This window comes from Streptococcus oralis (assembly GCF_021497885.1).
In the GTDB taxonomy this organism is placed as follows: domain Bacteria; phylum Bacillota; class Bacilli; order Lactobacillales; family Streptococcaceae; genus Streptococcus; species Streptococcus oralis_BQ.
In genome coordinates, this window is sequence record NZ_CP046523.1 from 202,727 (window position 1) to 223,061 (window position 20,335).

Consider the following 20,335-nt stretch of genomic DNA (forward strand, 5'->3'; position numbering starts at 1 on the left):
TTCTTGTTATAATAGATAAGATGGAGGCGTTATGGCACTAAAAAAAGCAAGCCTAGCTTGTGCAGTTTGCGGTTCAAGAAATTATTCAATCAAAATTAGTGGGAACCCCAAGCCAACACGACTAGAAGTAAATAAATTTTGTAAACATTGTGGGAAATATACGACACATAGAGAAACGAGATAGGAGAGAACGATGGGTTTTATTAAGGATATTTTTAAACTTCTTAAAGAAACAACATGGCCGACTCGCAAAGAAAGCTGGAGAGATTTTCGCTCTATTATGGAATACACAGCCTTCTTTGTGGTCATCATTTATATTTTTGACCAGTTGATTGTATCAGGTTTGATTCGATTTATTAACATTTTTTAGAAGAAAAGCGGAGAACTTCTGCTAGCTTTCTTCTATTATGAAAGGAAATATCATGGATAGTTTTGACAAAGGATGGTTTGTTCTACAAACTTATTCTGGCTATGAAAATAAGGTAAAAGAAAATCTATTGCAACGTGCACAAACGTATAACATGTTGGATAATATTCTACGCGTTGAGATTCCAACACAAACCGTGCAAGTTGAGAAAAATGGAAAGAAAAAGGAAGTTGAAGAGAATCGCTTTCCGGGTTATGTCCTTGTAGAAATGGTCATGACCGATGAAGCATGGTTCGTCGTTCGAAACACACCTAACGTAACAGGATTCGTTGGCTCACATGGAAACAGATCAAAACCAACTCCACTATTGGAGCAAGAAATCCGTGATATTCTGGTTTCAATGGGACAAACTGTTCAAGAGTTTGATATTGATGTTGAAGTTGGGCAGACTGTCCGCATCATTGATGGTGCTTTTGCAGACTATACAGGTAAAATTACTGAAATTGATAACAACAAAGTGAAGATGATTATCTCTATGTTTGGTAATGACACGATTGCAGAAGTGAATCTCAACCAAATTGCAGAATTATAACCTCAGAGAGGCCATGCCTCTCTTTTTGTATGCAGTTGAGGTAGCGAGAAGTACAGAAGAGGAGAAGTAGATCAAAGGCTTGATGCATTTTGTTAAACTAAATGCAGAAAGGAGAGGTCTATGAATCTGAAAGAGTTGTATGAAGAAAGTAAAGGGATTGTAAACAAGTGCCGCAAAGAATACCATTTACATCTGTGGGAGAAAGAGGACTGGGAGCAGGAGGGAATGATGTGCCTGTATGAGCTGGTCAGTCACCATCCAGAGTTACTAGAGGGTGAGCGTCGCCGATTATATGTGTGCTTTAAAACCAAATTCCGCAATCGCATCCTAGACTACATCCGTAAACAGGAAAGTCACAAGCGCCGTTTCGATAAAGAACCTTATGAGGAGGTGAGCGAAATCAGCCATCGCCTAGGAGAAAAAAGCCTGAGACTGGATGATTATTATCTCTTTCATGAGCTTCTAAAGAATTACAAGGCAAGTCAGGGGAAAGAAAAACAAGAACAACTAGAACGTCTGATGGGAGGAGAATGTTTCAAAGGACGTAAGGCACTTCTAGGAGAATTAAGAGTGGTATTGAGTGATTTTAGATAAACTGAAGATAGTCAAAAAAGTCCTTGACAAAGAGGAAAAAGTAGGTATAATAGAAAGAGTTGAAAAACTCAAGGTCCGTTGGTCAAGGGGTTAAGACACCGCCTTTTCACGGCGGTAACACGGGTTCGAATCCCGTACGGACTATGGTATGTTGCGGATGGAACACTTGATGAAAAAAGTTCAAAAAAGTTTCAAAAAAGTGTTGACATAGGTCGACAGCTGTGATATACTAATATAGTTGTCGCTTGAGAGAGATTGAGTGACAAAGACCTTTGAAAACTGAACAAGACGAACCAATGTGCAGGGCGCTACAACTGACGTTGTAGTACTGAACAATGAAAAAACAATAAATCTGTCAGTGACAGAAATGAGTGAGAACTCAAACTTTTAATGAGAGTTTGATCCTGGCTCAGGACGAACGCTGGCGGCGTGCCTAATACATGCAAGTAGAACGCTGAAGGAGGAGCTTGCTTCTCTGGATGAGTTGCGAACGGGTGAGTAACGCGTAGGTAACCTGCCTGGTAGCGGGGGATAACTATTGGAAACGATAGCTAATACCGCATAATAGCAGTTATTGCATGATAACTGTTTGAAAGGTGCAATTGCATCACTACCAGATGGACCTGCGTTGTATTAGCTAGTTGGTGGGGTAACGGCTCACCAAGGCGACGATACATAGCCGACCTGAGAGGGTGATCGGCCACACTGGGACTGAGACACGGCCCAGACTCCTACGGGAGGCAGCAGTAGGGAATCTTCGGCAATGGACGGAAGTCTGACCGAGCAACGCCGCGTGAGTGAAGAAGGTTTTCGGATCGTAAAGCTCTGTTGTAAGAGAAGAACGAGTGTGAGAGTGGAAAGTTCACACTGTGACGGTATCTTACCAGAAAGGGACGGCTAACTACGTGCCAGCAGCCGCGGTAATACGTAGGTCCCGAGCGTTGTCCGGATTTATTGGGCGTAAAGCGAGCGCAGGCGGTTAGATAAGTCTGAAGTTAAAGGCTGTGGCTTAACCATAGTACGCTTTGGAAACTGTTTAACTTGAGTGCAAGAGGGGAGAGTGGAATTCCATGTGTAGCGGTGAAATGCGTAGATATATGGAGGAACACCGGTGGCGAAAGCGGCTCTCTGGCTTGTAACTGACGCTGAGGCTCGAAAGCGTGGGGAGCAAACAGGATTAGATACCCTGGTAGTCCACGCCGTAAACGATGAGTGCTAGGTGTTAGACCCTTTCCGGGGTTTAGTGCCGCAGCTAACGCATTAAGCACTCCGCCTGGGGAGTACGACCGCAAGGTTGAAACTCAAAGGAATTGACGGGGGCCCGCACAAGCGGTGGAGCATGTGGTTTAATTCGAAGCAACGCGAAGAACCTTACCAGGTCTTGACATCCCTCTGACCGCTCTAGAGATAGAGTTTTCCTTCGGGACAGAGGTGACAGGTGGTGCATGGTTGTCGTCAGCTCGTGTCGTGAGATGTTGGGTTAAGTCCCGCAACGAGCGCAACCCCTATTGTTAGTTGCCATCATTTAGTTGGGCACTCTAGCGAGACTGCCGGTAATAAACCGGAGGAAGGTGGGGATGACGTCAAATCATCATGCCCCTTATGACCTGGGCTACACACGTGCTACAATGGCTGGTACAACGAGTCGCAAGTCGGTGACGGCAAGCTAATCTCTTAAAGCCAGTCTCAGTTCGGATTGTAGGCTGCAACTCGCCTACATGAAGTCGGAATCGCTAGTAATCGCGGATCAGCACGCCGCGGTGAATACGTTCCCGGGCCTTGTACACACCGCCCGTCACACCACGAGAGTTTGTAACACCCGAAGTCGGTGAGGTAACCTTTTAGGAGCCAGCCGCCTAAGGTGGGATAGATGATTGGGGTGAAGTCGTAACAAGGTAGCCGTATCGGAAGGTGCGGCTGGATCACCTCCTTTCTAAGGATAAGGAACTGCGCATTGGTCTTGTTTAGTCTTGAGAGGTCTTGTGGGGCCTTAGCTCAGCTGGGAGAGCGCCTGCTTTGCACGCAGGAGGTCAGCGGTTCGATCCCGCTAGGCTCCATTGGTGAGAGATCACCAAGTAATGCACATTGAAAATTGAATATCTATATCAAATAGTAACAAGAAAATAAACCGAAACGCTGTAGTATTAAAAGAGTTTATGACTGAAAGGTCAAAAATAAGGTTAAGTTAATAAGGGCGCACGGTGGATGCCTTGGCACTAGGAGCCGAAGAAGGACGTGACAAACGACGATATGCCTTGGGTAGCTGTAAGTGAGCGATGATCCAGGGATTTCCGAATGGGGGAACCCAACAGGTACTACCTGTTACCCATATCTGTTAAGGATATGAGGAGGAAGACGCAGTGAACTGAAACATCTAAGTAGCTGCAGGAAGAGAAAGCAAAAGCGATTGCCTTAGTAGCGGCGAGCGAAACGGCAGGAGGGCAAACCGAAGAGTTTACTCTTCGGGGTTGTAGGACTGCAATGTGGACTCAAAGATTATAGAAGAATGATTTGGGAAGATCAGCCAAAGAGAGTAATAGCCTCGTATTTAAAATAGTCTTTGTACCTAGCAGTATCCTGAGTACGGCGGGACACGAGAAATCCCGTCGGAATCTGGGAGGACCATCTCCCAACCCTAAATACTCCCTAGTGACCGATAGTGAACCAGTACCGTGAGGGAAAGGTGAAAAGCACCCCGGGAGGGGAGTGAAATAGAACCTGAAACCGTGTGCCTACAACAAGTTCGAGCCCGTTAATGGGTGAGAGCGTGCCTTTTGTAGAATGAACCGGCGAGTTACGATATGATGCGAGGTTAAGTTGAAGAGACGGAGCCGCAGGGAAACCGAGTCTGAATAGGGCGCATTAGTATCATGTCGTAGACCCGAAACCATGTGACCTACCCATGAGCAGGTTGAAGGTGCGGTAAGACGCACTGGAGGACCGAACCAGGGCACGTTGAAAAGTGCTTGGATGACTTGTGGGTAGCGGAGAAATTCCAAACGAACTTGGAGATAGCTGGTTCTCTCCGAAATAGCTTTAGGGCTAGCGTCGACATTAGAGATTCTTGGAGGTAGAGCACTGTTTGGGTGAGGGGTCCATCCCGGATTACCAATCTCAGATAAACTCCGAATGCCAAAGAATTATGGTCGGCAGTCAGACTGCGAGTGCTAAGATCCGTAGTCGAAAGGGAAACAGCCCAGACCACCAGCTAAGGTCCCAAAATAATTGTTAAGTGGAAAAGGATGTGGGGTTGCACAGACAACTAGGATGTTAGCTTAGAAGCAGCTATTCATTCAAAGAGTGCGTAATAGCTCACTAGTCGAGTGACCCTGCGCCGAAAATGTACCGGGGCTAAAACAATTTACCGAAGCTGTGGATACCTTTATAGGTATGGTAGGAGAGCGTTCTATGTGTGATGAAGGTGTACCGTGAGGAGTGCTGGAACGCATAGAAGTGAGAATGCCGGTATGAGTAGCGAAAGACAGGTGAGAATCCTGTCCACCGTAAGACTAAGGTTTCCAGGGGAAGGCTCGTCCGCCCTGGGTTAGTCGGGACCTAAGGAGAGACCGAAAGGTGTATCCGATGGACAACAGGTTGATATTCCTGTACTAGAGTATGTAGTGATGGAGGGACGCAGTAGGCTAACTAAAGCAGACGAATGGAAGTGTCTGTCTAAGCAGTGAGGTGTGATATGAGTCAAATGCTTATATCTATAACATTGAGCTGTGATGGGGAGCGAAGTTTAGTAGCGAAGTTAGTGACGTCACACTGCCAAGAAAAGCTTCTAGCGTTAAACATACTCTACCCGTACCGCAAACCGACACAGGTAGTCGAGGCGAGTAGCCTCAGGTGAGCGAGAGAACTCTCGTTAAGGAACTCGGCAAAATGACCCCGTAACTTCGGGAGAAGGGGTGCTGATTTAGGTCAGCCGCAGTGAATAGGCCCAAGCAACTGTTTATCAAAAACACAGCTCTCTGCTAAATCGTAAGATGATGTATAGGGGGTGACGCCTGCCCGGTGCTGGAAGGTTAAGAGGAGTGCTTAGCGGTAACGCGAAGGTATGAATTGAAGCCCCAGTAAACGGCGGCCGTAACTATAACGGTCCTAAGGTAGCGAAATTCCTTGTCGGGTAAGTTCCGACCCGCACGAAAGGCGTAATGATTTGGGCACTGTCTCAACGAGAGACTCGGTGAAATTTTAGTACCTGTGAAGATGCAGGTTACCCGCGACAGGACGGAAAGACCCCATGGAGCTTTACTGCAGTTTGATATTGAGTGTCTGTACCACATGTACAGGATAGGTAGGAGTCTATGAGATCGGGACGCCAGTTTCGAAGGAGACGTTGTTGGGATACTACCCTTGTGTTATGGCCACTCTAACCCGGATAGGTTATCCCTATCGGAGACAGTGTCTGACGGGCAGTTTGACTGGGGCGGTCGCCTCCTAAAAGGTAACGGAGGCGCCCAAAGGTTCCCTCAGAATGGTTGGAAATCATTCGCAGAGTGTAAAGGTATAAGGGAGCTTGACTGCGAGAGCTACAACTCGAGCAGGGACGAAAGTCGGGCTTAGTGATCCGGTGGTTCCGCATGGAAGGGCCATCGCTCAACGGATAAAAGCTACCCTGGGGATAACAGGCTTATCTCCCCCAAGAGTTCACATCGACGGGGAGGTTTGGCACCTCGATGTCGGCTCGTCGCATCCTGGGGCTGTAGTCGGTCCCAAGGGTTGGGCTGTTCGCCCATTAAAGCGGCACGCGAGCTGGGTTCAGAACGTCGTGAGACAGTTCGGTCCCTATCCGTCGCGGGCGTAGGAAATTTGAGAGGATCTGCTCCTAGTACGAGAGGACCAGAGTGGACTTACCGCTGGTGTACCAGTTGTCTTGCCAAAGGCATCGCTGGGTAGCTATGTAGGGACGGGATAAACGCTGAAAGCATCTAAGTGTGAAACCCACCTCAAGATGAGATTTCCCATGATTATATATCAGTAAGAGCCCTGAGAGATGATCAGGTAGATAGGTTAGAAGTGGAAGTGTGGTGACACATGTAGCGGACTAATACTAATAGCTCGAGGACTTATCCAAAGTAACTGAGAAAACTTAGCGTATGGTTTTTCTAATTATTTGATAGATATTCAATTTTGAGTAGGTATTACTCAGAGTTAAGTGACGATAGCCTAGGAGATACACCTGTACCCATGCCGAACACAGCAGTTAAGCCCTAGAACGCCGGAAGTAGTTGGGGGTTGCCCCCTGTGAGATATGGAAGTCGCTTAGCTCTAGGGAGTTTAGCTCAGCTGGGAGAGCATCTGCCTTACAAGCAGAGGGTCAGCGGTTCGATCCCGTTAACTCCCATATAGGTCCCGTAGTGTAGCGGTTATCACGTCGCCCTGTCACGGCGAAGATCGCGGGTTCGATTCCCGTCGGGACCGTAAGATAACAGAAGTTATTTTAGACTCGTTAGCTCAGTTGGTAGAGCAATTGACTTTTAATCAATGGGTCACTGGTTCGAGCCCAGTACGGGTCATATTTGCGGGTTTGGCGGAATTGGCAGACGCACCAGATTTAGGATCTGGCGCTTAACGGCGTGGGGGTTCAAGTCCCTTAACCCGCATAGTAGAAATTAGCCGGCTTAGCTCAGTTGGTAGAGCATCTGATTTGTAATCAGAGGGTCGCGTGTTCAAGTCATGTAGCCGGCATTAGAACTAGAAGAGGTCGATGCGAACGTAGTTCAGTGGTAGAACACCACCTTGCCAAGGTGGGGGTCGCGGGTTCGAATCCCGTCGTTCGCTTAGAGAGGCCGGGGTGGCGGAACTGGCAGACGCACAGGACTTAAAATCCTGCGATTGGAAACGATCGTACCGGTTCGATCCCGGTCCTCGGCATATAATAATGAGCACCCTTAGCTCAACTGGATAGAGTACCTGACTACGAATCAGGCGGTTAGAGGTTCGAATCCTCTAGGGTGCATTTTTTCTATTTAACTCGGGAAGTAGCTCAGCTTGGTAGAGTACTTGGTTTGGGACCAAGGTGTCGCAGGTTCGAATCCTGTCTTCCCGATTGATTTATTGACTAAGATACTTAAGTGAGTATCTTTTTTTGGCTATTTGTCAACTGTAGTGGATTACCAAAAAGTCATACTCTGGAGAGGACTAAATCAGTCCTCTCCTTTTTGATATTCAAAGCGACGAGAATTCTAGTTTTAAAATTGTCAAAGTTCCGAAAGCCAAAGATATTGCGTTTGATGAGTTTTATGAGATGATTAGTTGCTTCTAGTTTGGCTTTGGAATAGAGTGATTCAAGGGCAGTAATGATTTTTTCTTTGTCCTTGAGAAAGGTTTGAAAGACAGCCTGAAAGTGATTTCGAATAATCGCTTGTGTTCTGCATTCAAGGACAGTGATAATATTGAGATTCTTAAAGCCTTGTACGGATAAAACTCATTTTAAAGGCGTACTCGTCTCAGGACATAGTCTTATGAAGTCGACTAAAGTCATTGAGCTTCCGAATGACGGTTGAAGTTGAAATGGAAAGCTGGTGAGCGATATCGGTCATAGAAGTTTTTTCAACTAGTTTTTGAGCAATGATAGCACTTTAAACGGCGTTTTTAAGGAGAATTCTAGTAGGCATGCCAGTCGTTTCAGGGGAAGGAATCTTAGACGGTTTTTGAAAATCATATTTCTTCAGTGATTTCCTTGTGAGTATCCATATTGATGATATCTAGAATCTGGATATTAGGGTCTTTAATATCGAGTAGTTTTATGATAAAATGTAATGGTTCCATATGAATCTTTCTAATGAGTTGTTTAGTCGCTTTTCATTATAGGTCATATGGGACTTTTTTTCTACAACAAAATAGGCTCCATAATATCCATAGGGGATTTACCCACTACAAATATTATAGAGCCTGCAAACAACACCCCATGACTAGAAGATTTTTCTAATCATGAAGTGTTTTCTCTATAGGAGGGCTAGGTTATACTCTTCGAAAATCTCTTTAAACCAGGTCAGCTTCGCCTTAGCTACAACCTCAAAGCTGTGCTTTGAGCAGTCTGCGACTAGCTTTCTAGTTTATTCTTTGACTTTCATTGAGTGTTAGTTCTTTTTCTTGCTTTTTATCAACCATCCAAGTCCAAGAAGGGCAAGGATGCTGAATCCAGCAAGGGCAAGGAGGGATTTGCTCTCAGTTCCTGTGTTTGGAAGGAGGTTCTGAGAGTGAGCCTCTGCAGCAGTTTCTTGAGTTTCAGGATTGGCTGCTAGGTTTTGAGCTTGGCCTTGTTCTGGTTCAACTTTCAAGCTAGGAAAATCAAATTCTGGTTTTTCTTCCACAGCTGGAGCGACAATGGCACCACCTTGAGACAAGCGGAGAACGATAGCAGTGAGAGCGTTTAATTTCAAGCCTTTTTCGGTCCATTCGAGACCTTGAGGATTGGCAATTCCTACTGGTCCTGCTTGGTTTTCATCTGCGAGAACTTCGGCCTTTCTCAAGTGAGCAAAGGCAGTTCCCAAGTTGAATTCGCGAGCCTTACTATCCGCATTGACAAAGACAGCGTAGATATCTCCATTTGGGGCAGTGATTTGGTAGCCGATGACCACGTCTTCTTTTTCAACACCATTTTGGCCTGGGACAGTAATGAGTCGTACGCGCTCTTTGATATCTTGTAGGCTCTTGAGTCGGAAGGCATCTGTAGATTGACGAAGAGCGATCAGACCTTTCATGTAGTCACGGCTCTTGACATTTTCAGGATATGCTTTGCTATCTGTAGCCTTGGTCCAATCAAACTTGTTGACAGCATCACTAGAGTCGTAAGAATCATGGATAAAGTAAGGATAGACAAACGGCTTGCCGTCCTTATCACGCAATAAGTGAGACTTGTTTGGAACCTTATCCTCTGAGACAGGAGTCTTGTAGGCTGGATCAAGGAATTGTTTGGTACGTCCATATTCCTGACCGGAATGGATAAACGGAGTTCCTTGAGCAGTCAAGACCATGAGATTTCCAAGTCGCAAACGGCGATGGATTTCAGCGTAGTTCTCAGCCTTGCTTGGGTCTTTTTTGATAGACTGGGCGATGATGTCAAAGAGGGTCAAGTTATCATGGGCTGCGATATACTGGATAACATCTCCAGGACTGTCAGCTTCAAAGTTAGTTGGTTGGGCAATGAGATTTTTAAAGATGGTATTGATATCGCGTTTGCCACCTGTGATAAAGGCAGGCTGGCCTTCGTTTGGATAGCCAGACTTGAGGTTGTTGCGGATGTCGTCTGAAAAGACAGCGACAGTATCTGTTTTCTTCATCCAATCTTGGTCAGCAGGTTGTACAGGCGTATTTTCATCGCCAGTATAGGTTCTCCAGCCTTCACCTAGCATGATAAGATTTGGATTGAGGGCGCGTGCAGCCTTGTATGCTTCTTCGATAGAAGCTGCATCGTGATCACCCATCATATCGAAGCGGAAACCATCTACTTTGTAGGTTTCAACCAGATACTTAATAGAGTCTACCAAGACACGTTTAGACATGTAGTGGGTAGTTCCCAAACGACCGCCTCCAAAGCTAGTACGTGGAGTTCCGTCTGCGTCCATAAAGTGATAGTAGTTTGGCTCAATATCCTCAAAAATGTCAACATTTGCAGTATGGTTGTAGACCACGTCCAAGATAGCCCCCATGCCACGTTTGTGGATTTCGTTGATGAGGTTTTTAAATTCTGCGATTCGTTTTTCTGGATCCTTAGGATCGCTTGAGTACATACCAGTCAAGGAGAAGTAGTTTTGAGGGTCATATCCCCAGTTGTAGTTGCTGTTGCTTGAAGCGTATGCAGACAAACGTTCATGGTTTTTCAATTCATTGACAAAGTAGTAGGACAAGACTGGAAGGAGCTGGATGTGGGTCACACCCAAGTCTTTGAGATAGTCTAGTTTTTCGATAAAGGCTTCAAAGGTACCAAATGGCTTGGTCAAATCTTTTGCGATGACAGGATCCGAAGTGAAGTCACGAACATGAGCTTCATAGATGACCGCATCTTCACGCGATTTGAAGTTGCGAATCTTCCCATAGGTCAAGTCTTGCGGACCTAGTTTGGATGGATCGACGAAGGCAGCTTTAGCGACCTTATGAGCGGCATCTGTTTTTGCTAGGTCACTGTTCCAAGCCGCTAATGATTTGGCATAAGGGTCAAGAACGAGGACAGTTTTACCTTGGCGCTCGATTTGGTAGTGGTAGTAGTAGCCAGTGTAGTTGCTGATACTGAGACCTGAGTTTGCATCCAGAGTTTGTTTCCAGGTGCCTTTTTCTCTTTTTTCAAGGGCAACAGTTCCGACTACTTTTTCAGGGTCTTTCTTGTCGTAGACAACGACAGAAACCTTATCAGCACTTGGAGACCAGAGAGTGAGGTCAACACGCTTGCCATCTTCTTTTAGAGTTGCGCCGAGTGGACCATCGTAACTGTAGGACTCATCCTTGAGGCGCCAGCTTGAACGTGTGGTAAAGCGGTCTGAATTGTAGCTGACAGTGTAAGGGTGTTGAGTGTCAGAGAAGTCGCCGATGTAGGTCACTTTTTTACCTGCCTCATCCACTTCCACGTCTGTGATAGCTACTTTATTCCCTTGGTAATCAGTGATGCTGGAGTGTTTGAGGATATCGTCTTTCTTAGCTCCAACGAGGGTAGAAAAACTGCTTTCGATACGAGATTTAGCCACGTGTTGGGCACCAGTCATACGGATATCGTGAACGTAGTAGGGGTTGGTGTAGATGGTTTCGTCATCATCTTTGAGGAAAATCTGACTGTGATTTTTTAGATCAGTGAATTTATAATCTTCTTTTCTGATTTTCACATCATCGCCTTTCTTGCTTTCGTCTAGTAATAAAAATCCAAATTCTCTTGCAGCTTCATTGAGTGGGATATCAATGTAACGGCCATATTTTCCAGTTGCGGTAAAGTCCGTACCGTCAGGCCATTCTCCACTGCTTGGATTCTTAACATCGCCCCAATACCAGAGAGATTTTTTGTCATAGTTTCCATCGGTGCGGTAGTAGTTGACACGAATAGTTCCTGCTGGTTGAGGGCGGTAGTTGTATACCTTGTAGTTTTCATCTAGCCAGGCCTCATTCATTTTTGGAGAGAGGCGCTCTACAGAACGGTCTCCCGTCAGGTTATCCCCCTTGGTATTGTTGATGAGGAAGCTGACTTTCTTGGCTTGCTCATTTTTGAGTTTGATATCTAGATAATAGCCGTAGTCATCTTGCTTGGCATCCTTGAAGGACTTGGCTCCATTGGGCCAGTTTTCAGATGGTTTTTCAACATCGTCCCAAGTCCAAAGACCTTGAGAATCTTTGTTCTCTTCAGGGAGTTTTTTTACATGGATACGGAAGTGGTTGTCTGCGATGGGTTCTTCAGAGGATGTGTCAGCTTGTGGTTTTTGATCAGAACTTGGCGTTGCAGTGCTGTTATCTACTTTCTCTTCCTTGCTGTTAGCCTGGCTTGTAGTAGCATCTTCTGTTTTGGGTGTTTCTGGCGCTGTAGTAGTTTCCACAGCTGGAGCTTCTTTTTTAGAATCAAGGGAAGCGTTTGCATTCTTTTGTTCAGAAATAGGCGTTTCCTTTTGAGTTTGACTCGTTTCAGTCTCAGTAGGGGCCTTGATCACAGCGCTGGTATTTTCCTGAGTTTGAGGCAGGTTTTCGTTAGCCGAAATAGTTGGCATTGCAGCAGAAAGCAGGATAATGCTGGCACCAATAAGGACAGAACCAGTTCCGTTCTTCAAGGAACGGATACCATAAATCATTTTTTTCTCAGTTTGAGATGGGATCTTTTTCATCACAATTCTCCTTGTGTAGTTGTTCCTTATCAGTATAGCACGAGGTAAACATTAGTGCAAGCGTTTTCCTAGTTTTTGAGAGAAAATATAATGCTTCATTCTCTTGAAATTTTAAAATAATATATAGGAAAAGATTGTTTAAAAAATAGTAAAAAAATCTTGAAAAATCTAGCTAAATAAGGTATAATATGAATAATCATTTGTCGTAGGTTTTGTCTGAAATATTGTCCAGACAAGACTCACAGCAGTTAAATCTTCTGAAAAAGTCAGATTTAGCTGCTCTTTTTGTGCTTTTTTTCAGGTTTTCGAGTGCTTGTAACAAAGATTTAAAGATTCTGAAAATTCATCAGAAGGACATGGTGATAAGGTTTTTTAAAACCATATGACGATTAGAAAAGCCTGATTGACAAGGCTTGAAACTTTATTTACAAAGGAGAATCATCTTGGCAGGACATGACGTTCAATACGGGAAACATCGTACCCGTCGTAGTTTTTCAAGAATCAAAGAAGTTCTTGACTTACCAAATTTGATTGAAATTCAAACGGATTCATTCAAAGCTTTCCTAGACCATGGTCTTAAGGAAGTGTTTGAAGATGTATTGCCAATTTCAAACTTCACAGACACTATGGAGTTGGAATTTGTTGGCTATGAAATCAAGGAACCAAAATACACGCTAGAAGAAGCTCGTATCCATGATGCTAGCTACTCAGCACCTATTTTTGTAACCTTCCGCTTGATCAATAAAGAAACAGGCGAAATCAAGACTCAAGAAGTCTTCTTTGGTGATTTCCCAATCATGACCGAAATGGGTACTTTCATCATCAATGGTGGTGAACGTATTATCGTATCTCAGTTGGTCCGCTCACCAGGTGTTTACTTTAACGATAAAGTGGACAAAAACGGGAAAGTCGGTTACGGTTCAACTGTTATCCCTAACCGTGGAGCTTGGTTGGAACTTGAAAGTGACTCAAAAGACATCGCCTATACTCGTATTGACCGTACTCGTAAGATTCCATTTACGACCTTGGTTCGTGCGCTTGGTTTCTCAGGTGATGATGAAATCTTTGATATCTTCGGTGACAGCGAATTGGTTCGCAATACCGTTGAAAAAGATATCCACAAGAATCCAATGGACTCTCGTACAGACGAAGCCTTGAAAGAAATTTATGAACGCCTTCGTCCAGGTGAACCTAAGACCGCTGAAAGCTCACGTAGCTTGCTTGTGGCACGTTTCTTTGATCCACGCCGCTACGATTTGGCAGCCGTTGGTCGTTACAAGATCAATAAAAAACTCAACATCAAGACACGCTTGCTTAACCAAACCATTGCGGAGCCATTGGTAGATCCAGAGACTGGTGAAATCTTGGTAGAAGCTGGCACCGTTATGACTCGTAGCGTGATCGAAAGTATCGAGAGTCACTTGGATGGCGACTTGAACAAGATCGTTTATATTCCAAACGATGCAGCTGTTCTTACAGAACCAGTTGTGCTTCAAAAATTCAAGGTTGTTGCCCCAACGGACCCAGACCGTGTTGTAACCATCATCGGAAATGCCAATCCTGACGACAAGGTTCGTGTTGTAACTCCTGCGGATATCCTTGCAGAGATGAGCTACTTCCTCAACTTGGCGGAAGGTATTGGACGTGTGGATGATATCGACCACCTTGGGAACCGTCGTATCCGTGCAGTTGGTGAATTGCTTGCTAACCAAGTACGTCTTGGACTTTCTCGTATGGAACGTAATGTCCGTGAACGTATGTCTGTTCAGGACAATGAAGTTTTAACACCACAACAAATCATCAACATCCGTCCTGTAACAGCTGCGGTTAAAGAATTCTTTGGTTCATCACAGTTGTCACAGTTCATGGACCAACACAATCCACTTTCTGAGTTGTCTCACAAACGCCGTTTGTCAGCCTTGGGACCTGGTGGTTTGACACGTGACCGTGCTGGATATGAAGTACGTGACGTGCATTACACTCACTATGGTCGTATGTGTCCAATCGAGACACCTGAAGGACCTAACATCGGTTTGATCAATAACTTGTCATCTTACGGACACTTGAACAAGTATGGATTTGTTCAAACACCATACCGTAAGGTTGACCGTGAAACAGGTGTTGTTACCAATGAAATCGTTTGGTTGACAGCCGATGAAGAAGATGAATTTACTGTAGCGCAGGCTAACTCTCGCCTCAACGAAGATGGTACTTTTGCTGAGAAAGTTGTCATGGGACGTCACCAAGGGGTCAACCAAGAGTATCCAGCAGAAGTGGTTGACTACATGGATGTGTCACCAAAACAGGTAGTTGCCGTTGCGACTGCATGTATTCCTTTCTTGGAAAACGATGACTCCAACCGTGCCCTCATGGGTGCCAACATGCAACGTCAGGCTGTGCCTTTGATTGATCCAAAAGCACCTTACGTTGGTACTGGTATGGAATACCAAGCAGCTCATGACTCTGGTGCAGCGGTCATTGCTCAGTATGATGGTAAAGTTACATACGCAGATGCTGACAAGGTAGAAGTTCGTCGTGAAGATGGTTCATTGGACGTTTACCACATCCAAAAATTCCGTCGTTCAAACTCAGGTACTGCCTACAACCAACGCACTCTCGTAAAAGTTGGCGATGTCGTTGAAAAAGGCGACTTTATCGCTGACGGACCTTCTATGGAAAAAGGGGAAATGGCGCTTGGACAAAACCCAATCGTTGCCTACATGACATGGGAAGGTTACAACTTCGAGGATGCCGTTATCATGAGCGAACGCTTGGTCAAAGACGATGTCTACACATCTGTCCACCTTGAGGAATACGAATCAGAAACGCGCGATACAAAGCTTGGGCCTGAAGAAATTACTCGTGAAATTCCAAACGTTGGTGAAGATGCCCTTAAAGACCTTGACGAAATGGGGATTATCCGTATCGGTGCTGAGGTTAAAGAAGGCGATATCCTTGTAGGTAAAGTCACCCCTAAAGGTGAGAAAGACCTCTCAGCTGAAGAACGTCTCTTGCACGCTATCTTCGGAGACAAGTCTCGTGAAGTGCGTGATACTTCTCTTCGTGTACCACACGGTGCCGATGGTGTCGTTCGTGATGTTAAGATCTTTACACGTGCAAATGGAGATGAGTTGCAATCAGGTGTCAACATGCTGGTTCGCGTCTACATCGCTCAAAAACGTAAGATCAAGGTCGGAGATAAGATGGCCGGACGTCACGGAAACAAAGGGGTTGTCTCTCGTATCGTTCCTGTAGAAGACATGCCTTACCTTCCAGACGGAACTCCAGTCGACATCATGTTGAACCCACTTGGGGTGCCATCACGTATGAATATCGGTCAGGTTATGGAACTCCACCTTGGTATGGCAGCCCGTACTCTCGGTATCCACATCGCAACACCAGTCTTTGACGGAGCAAGTTCTGAAGACCTTTGGGACACTGTTAAAGAAGCAGGTATGGACAGCGATGCTAAGACAATCCTATACGACGGACGTACAGGTGAGCCGTTTGACAACCGTGTATCAGTTGGTGTCATGTACATGATCAAACTCCACCACATGGTTGATGATAAATTGCACGCGCGTTCAGTCGGACCATACTCAACCGTTACTCAACAACCACTCGGAGGTAAAGCTCAGTTTGGTGGACAACGTTTCGGTGAGATGGAGGTTTGGGCTCTTGAAGCCTACGGTGCGTCAAATGTCCTTCAAGAAATCTTGACTTACAAGTCTGACGATATCAACGGACGTTTGAAAGCTTATGAAGCTATTACAAAAGGAAAACCAATTCCAAAACCAGGTGTTCCAGAATCCTTCCGAGTTCTTGTCAAAGAATTGCAATCTCTTGGTCTTGACATGCGTGTTCTTGACGAAGATGACCAAGAAGTGGAACTTCGCGACTTGGATGAAGGAATGGACGAAGATGTCATCCACGTAGATGACCTTGAAAAAGCCCGCGAAAAAGCAGCCCAAGAGGCTAAAGCAGCCTTTGAAGCTGAAGAAGCAGAGAAAGCAACAAAAGCGGAAGCAACAGAAGAAACTGCTGAACAAGAATAAGCAGTTCACTTAGAATAGAAAGGGAAGAAATAGTGGTTGATGTAAATCGTTTTAAAAGTATGCAAATCACCCTAGCTTCTCCAAGCAAAGTCCGTTCATGGTCTTATGGAGAAGTCAAAAAACCTGAAACAATCAATTACCGTACCTTGAAACCAGAACGTGAAGGACTCTTTGACGAAGTCATCTTTGGTCCTACAAAGGACTGGGAATGTGCTTGTGGGAAGTACAAACGCATTCGTTACAGAGGAATTGTTTGTGACCGCTGTGGGGTTGAAGTAACGCGTACGAAAGTTCGTCGTGAGCGTATGGGGCACATCGAGTTGAAAGCTCCTGTATCTCACATCTGGTATTTCAAGGGGATTCCAAGTCGTATGGGCTTGACCCTTGATATGAGCCCTCGTGCCCTCGAGGAAGTTATCTACTTTGCGGCTTACGTGGTGATTGATCCGAAGGATACACCACTTGAGCACAAGTCTATCATGACAGAGCGCGAATACCGTGAGCGCTTGCGTGAGTATGGTTATGGTTCATTCGTTGCCAAAATGGGTGCCGAAGCCATCCAAGACCTTTTGAAACAAGTAGATCTTGAAAAAGAAATTGCTGAACTCAAAGAAGAGTTGAAAACAGCTACTGGACAAAAACGTGTCAAAGCCATCCGCCGTTTGGATGTTTTGGATGCCTTTTACAAGTCTGGAAACAAACCTGAATGGATGATTCTCAACATCCTTCCGGTTATTCCACCAGATCTTCGTCCAATGTTGCAGTTGGATGGTGGTCGTTTTGCCTCATCTGACTTGAATGACCTTTACCGTCGTGTTATCAACCGTAACAACCGTTTGGCTCGCTTGCTTGAGTTGAATGCACCAGGTATCATCGTTCAAAATGAGAAGCGTATGCTTCAAGAAGCGGTTGACGCTTTAATTGACAACGGTCGTCGTGGTCGTCCGATCACAGGACCAGGTAGCCGTCCACTGAAATCATTGAGCCACATGCTTAAAGGTAAACAAGGACGCTTCCGTCAAAACTTGCTCGGTAAACGTGTTGACTTCTCAGGACGTTCCGTTATCGCCGTTGGTCCAACTCTTAAGATGTACCAATGTGGTGTGCCACGTGAAATGGCGATTGAGCTCTTTAAACCATTCGTCATGCGTGAAATCGTTGCCCGCGACATTGTGCAAAACGTCAAAGCTGCTAAACGCTTGGTAGAACGTGGAGATGAACGTATCTGGGATATTCTTGAAGAAGTAATCAAAGAACACCCAGTACTTTTGAACCGCGCACCGACCCTTCACCGTTTGGGTATCCAAGCCTTCGAGCCAGTCTTGATTGATGGTAAGGCCCTTCGCTTGCACCCGCTTGTCTGTGAAGCCTACAATGCCGACTTTGACGGGGACCAAATGGCCATCCACGTACCGCTTTCAGAAGAAGCTCAAGCAGAAGCTCGTATCTTGATGTTGGCTGCTGAGCATATCTTGAACCCGAAAGATGGTAAACCAGTTGTTACTCCATCTCAGGACATGGTTTTGGGTAACTACTACTTGACCATGGAAGAAGCTGGTCGTGAAGGGGAAGGAATGGTCTTCAAAGACCGTGACGAAGCGGTTATGGCTTACCGCAATGGTTATGTTCACCTCCATTCACGTGTTGGTATCGCGACAGATAGTCTCAACAAACCTTGGACTGAAGAACAAAAACACAAGGTCTTGCTGACAACAGTTGGTAAAATCCTCTTCAATGACATCATGCCAGAGGGTCTGCCTTACTTGCAAGAACCAACAAATGCTAACTTAACAGAAGGTGTTCCAGCTAAGTACTTCTTGCCACTAGGTGGAGATATCAAGGAAGCTATTCGCAACCTTGAACTTAATCCTCCATTCAAGAAGAAAAACCTTGGGAATATCATCGCCGAAATCTTCAAACGTTTCCGTACGACAGAAACTTCTGCCCTACTTGACCGCATGAAGAATCTCGGATACCACCACTCAACTCTTGCAGGTTTGACAGTGGGTATTGCCGATATCCCAGTTGTTGAAGACAAGGCTGAAATCATCGAAGAATCACACAAACGTGTAGAACAAATCACCAAACAATTCCGTCGTGGTATGATCACAGACGACGAGCGCTACAACGCTGTTACAGCTGAATGGCGTGCAGCCCGTGAAAAATTGGAGAAACGTTTGGTTGCCAACCAAGATCCTAAGAACCCAATCGTTATGATGATGGACTCTGGAGCCCGTGGTAACATCTCAAACTTCTCACAGCTTGCCGGTATGCGTGGTCTGATGGCCGCTCCGAATGGACGTATCATGGAATTGCCAATCCTTTCAAACTTCCGCGAAGGTTTGTCAGTACTCGAAATGTTCTTCTCAACTCATGGTGCCCGTAAAGGTATGACCGATACGGCCCTTAAGACAGCCGACTCAGGTTACTTGACTCGTCGTTTGGTTGACGTTGCCCAAGACGTTATCATCCGTGAGGACGACTGTGGAACAGACCGTGGTCTCTTGATCCGTTCTATCGCAGAAGGAAAAGAGATGATCGAGTCTCTCGAAGAACGTCTCAATGGTCGTTATACTAAGAAAACTGTTAAACATCCAGAAACTGGTGCAGTGATCATCGGTCCAAATGAGTTGATTACAGAAGACAAGGCGCGTGAAATTGTCAAAGCTGGTGTGGAAGAAGTTACTATCCGCTCTGTATTTACATGTAACACTCGTCATGGTGTCTGCCGTCACTGTTACGGTATCAACTTGGCGACTGGTGATGCGGTTGAAGTTGGTGAAGCAGTTGGTACAATTGCTGCCCAATCTATCGGGGAACCTGGTACACAGCTTACAATGCGTACCTTCCACACGGGTGGGGTTGCCTCAAATACCGATATCACTCAAGGTCTTCCTCGTGTCCAAGAAATCTTTGAAGCCCGCAATCCAAAAGGGGAAGCAGTTATTACAGAGGTCAAAGGACAAGTTACAGCTATCGAAGAAGATGCTTCAACTCGTACCAAGAAAGTCTTTGTTAAGGGTGAAACTGGCGAAGGTGAATACGTCGTTCCGTTTACAGCACGTATGCGTGTTGAAGTTGGAGACCAAGTTTCTCGCGGTGCAGCTCTTACAGAAGGATCTATCCAACCAAAACGTCTCCTTGCTGTTCGCGATGTCTTGTCAGTTGAAACCTACCTCCTCGGTGAAGTACAAAAAGTTTACCGTAGCCAAGGGGTAGAAATCGGTGATAAGCACATCGAGGTAATGGTTCGTCAAATGATCCGTAAAGTCCGTGTCATGGATCCAGGTGACACAGATCTTCTCATGGGTACTCTCATGGATATCAACGACTTTACAGATGCCAACAAGGATGTTCTTATCGCAGGTGGAGTTCCAGCGACAGGTCGTCCAGTCCTTATGGGAATCACCAAAGCCTCACTTGAAACCAACAGTTTCTTGTCAGCAGCTTCCTTCCAGGAAACAACTCGTGTCCTTACAGATGCGGCTATCCGTGGTAAGAAAGACCATCTCCTTGGACTCAAGGAAAATGTTATCATCGGTAAGATCATCCCAGCAGGTACTGGTATGGCTCGCTACCGTAACCTTGAACCACAGGCTATCAATGAAGCAGCATATCTGGCTCCAGAACAAGAAGAGACAGAAAATGCTCCAGTAGAGGATGCTGTGGAGATCCAAGTTGAGGAAACAGTAGAATAAAAAGCAAATAAGAGGGCCTTCGGGCTCTCTTTTGTTTTACACTTCTGCCTATTGGGGTTAGGTGAGCACGACGCAATATCTCTCAAATCGCTTCAACCATTTTTTATGGCTCATTTTCAAAAAGTAAAAAAATATCGGATAGGGGTCTGTCAGAACTTAAAAATAATCCTCACTAATAATTTTCCATTTTTGTCAGTTGAGCGTTAAAACAGGACATTTGAGAA

At 45.4% G+C, this 20,335-nt stretch carries 7 protein-coding genes, 11 tRNA genes, 3 rRNA genes and 1 pseudogene; 20 read left to right on the top strand and 2 right to left on the bottom strand.

The genetic code is table 11. From position 1 onward, the window contains the following. Positions 1-31: 31 nt before the first annotated feature. The 18 genes from rpmG to GOM48_RS01120 all read left to right on the top strand — a co-directional run bounded on the left by rpmG (position 32) and on the right by GOM48_RS01120 (position 7,608). Positions 32-184: a 50S ribosomal protein L33 gene (rpmG, locus tag GOM48_RS01035; protein WP_001809375.1), complete on the top strand. Its 153-nt coding sequence runs from the start codon at positions 32-34 to the stop codon at positions 182-184. A 9-nt stretch (positions 185-193) separates the two neighbouring features. Next, positions 194-370: a preprotein translocase subunit SecE gene (secE, locus tag GOM48_RS01040; protein ID WP_000505776.1), complete on the top strand. Its 177-nt coding sequence runs from the start codon at positions 194-196 to the stop codon at positions 368-370. Between the two features lie 52 nt (positions 371-422). Continuing rightward, positions 423-959: a transcription termination/antitermination protein NusG gene (gene nusG, locus GOM48_RS01045; protein ID WP_000376732.1), complete on the top strand. Its 537-nt coding sequence runs from the start codon at positions 423-425 to the stop codon at positions 957-959. A 120-nt stretch (positions 960-1,079) separates the two neighbouring features. Further along, positions 1,080-1,553 (top strand): sigma-70 family RNA polymerase sigma factor, encoded by a 474-nt coding sequence (locus GOM48_RS01050; protein WP_235097825.1) that lies wholly within the window; start codon positions 1,080-1,082, stop codon positions 1,551-1,553. A 72-nt stretch (positions 1,554-1,625) separates the two neighbouring features. Further along, positions 1,626-1,697: transfer RNA gene (locus GOM48_RS01055), tRNA-Glu, on the top strand. Positions 1,698-1,939: 242 nt separating this feature from the next. Next, positions 1,940-3,486: ribosomal RNA gene (locus GOM48_RS01060) — 16S ribosomal RNA — on the top strand. Positions 3,487-3,537: 51 nt separating this feature from the next. Then, positions 3,538-3,610, top strand: a tRNA-Ala gene (locus GOM48_RS01065). Between the two features lie 121 nt (positions 3,611-3,731). After that, a 23S ribosomal RNA gene (locus GOM48_RS01070) occupies positions 3,732-6,633 on the top strand. A gap of 77 nt (positions 6,634-6,710) precedes the next feature. Next, positions 6,711-6,826 (top strand): 5S ribosomal RNA (gene rrf, locus GOM48_RS01075). Together the 16S, 23S and 5S rRNA genes with 11 tRNA genes alongside form the textbook arrangement of a ribosomal RNA operon. 4 nt (positions 6,827-6,830) lie before the next feature. Further along, positions 6,831-6,903: transfer RNA gene (locus GOM48_RS01080), tRNA-Val, on the top strand. Between the two features lie 4 nt (positions 6,904-6,907). Further along, positions 6,908-6,980: transfer RNA gene (locus GOM48_RS01085), tRNA-Asp, on the top strand. A 22-nt stretch (positions 6,981-7,002) separates the two neighbouring features. Then, positions 7,003-7,075: transfer RNA gene (locus GOM48_RS01090), tRNA-Lys, on the top strand. A 5-nt stretch (positions 7,076-7,080) separates the two neighbouring features. Further along, positions 7,081-7,162, top strand: a tRNA-Leu gene (locus GOM48_RS01095). A gap of 12 nt (positions 7,163-7,174) precedes the next feature. Then, positions 7,175-7,247, top strand: a tRNA-Thr gene (locus tag GOM48_RS01100). Positions 7,248-7,268: 21 nt separating this feature from the next. Further along, a tRNA-Gly gene (locus GOM48_RS01105) sits at positions 7,269-7,340 on the top strand. Between the two features lie 7 nt (positions 7,341-7,347). Next, positions 7,348-7,433: transfer RNA gene (locus GOM48_RS01110), tRNA-Leu, on the top strand. 11 nt (positions 7,434-7,444) lie between these two features. Then, a tRNA-Arg gene (locus GOM48_RS01115) sits at positions 7,445-7,518 on the top strand. Between the two features lie 16 nt (positions 7,519-7,534). Then, positions 7,535-7,608, top strand: a tRNA-Pro gene (locus GOM48_RS01120). Positions 7,609-7,683: 75 nt separating this feature from the next. On the opposite strand, the pseudogene GOM48_RS01125 reads toward GOM48_RS01120, so the two are convergent. Next, a pseudogene (locus tag GOM48_RS01125) lies at positions 7,684-8,330 on the bottom strand (transposase). Positions 8,331-8,641: 311 nt separating this feature from the next. Continuing rightward, the gene (locus GOM48_RS01130) at positions 8,642-12,358 is read right to left on the bottom strand and encodes a pullulanase (protein WP_235097827.1); all 3,717 of its coding nucleotides are present in this window, start codon (positions 12,356-12,358) and stop codon (positions 8,642-8,644) included. Positions 12,359-12,801: 443 nt separating this feature from the next. Between GOM48_RS01130 and rpoB the strand changes: the two genes are divergently transcribed. Together rpoB and rpoC are read left to right on the top strand one after the other, a co-directional pair. After that, a complete protein-coding gene (rpoB, locus tag GOM48_RS01135; protein WP_235097829.1) occupies positions 12,802-16,413 on the top strand; it encodes a DNA-directed RNA polymerase subunit beta in 3,612 nt (1,203 codons plus the stop codon). 32 nt (positions 16,414-16,445) lie between these two features. Continuing rightward, positions 16,446-20,111 carry a DNA-directed RNA polymerase subunit beta' gene (gene rpoC / locus GOM48_RS01140; RefSeq protein WP_235097830.1) on the top strand — a complete coding sequence of 1,222 codons (3,666 nt, stop codon included), beginning with the start codon at positions 16,446-16,448 and terminating at the stop codon, positions 20,109-20,111. Positions 20,112-20,335: the final 224 nt, after the last annotated feature.

What these genes read in the sequence shown, in the direction of transcription:
- rpmG (WP_001809375.1), top strand. Translation starts at nt 32, where the DNA reads ATGGCACTAAAAAAAGCAAGCCTAGCTTGTGCAGTTTGCGGTTCAAGA.
- secE (WP_000505776.1), top strand. Translation starts at nt 194, where the DNA reads ATGGGTTTTATTAAGGATATTTTTAAACTTCTTAAAGAAACAACATGG.
- nusG (WP_000376732.1), top strand. Translation starts at nt 423, where the DNA reads ATGGATAGTTTTGACAAAGGATGGTTTGTTCTACAAACTTATTCTGGC.
- GOM48_RS01050 (WP_235097825.1), top strand. Translation starts at nt 1,080, where the DNA reads ATGAATCTGAAAGAGTTGTATGAAGAAAGTAAAGGGATTGTAAACAAG.
- GOM48_RS01130 (WP_235097827.1), bottom strand. Translation starts at nt 12,358, where the DNA reads ATGAAAAAGATCCCATCTCAAACTGAGAAAAAAATGATTTATGGTATC.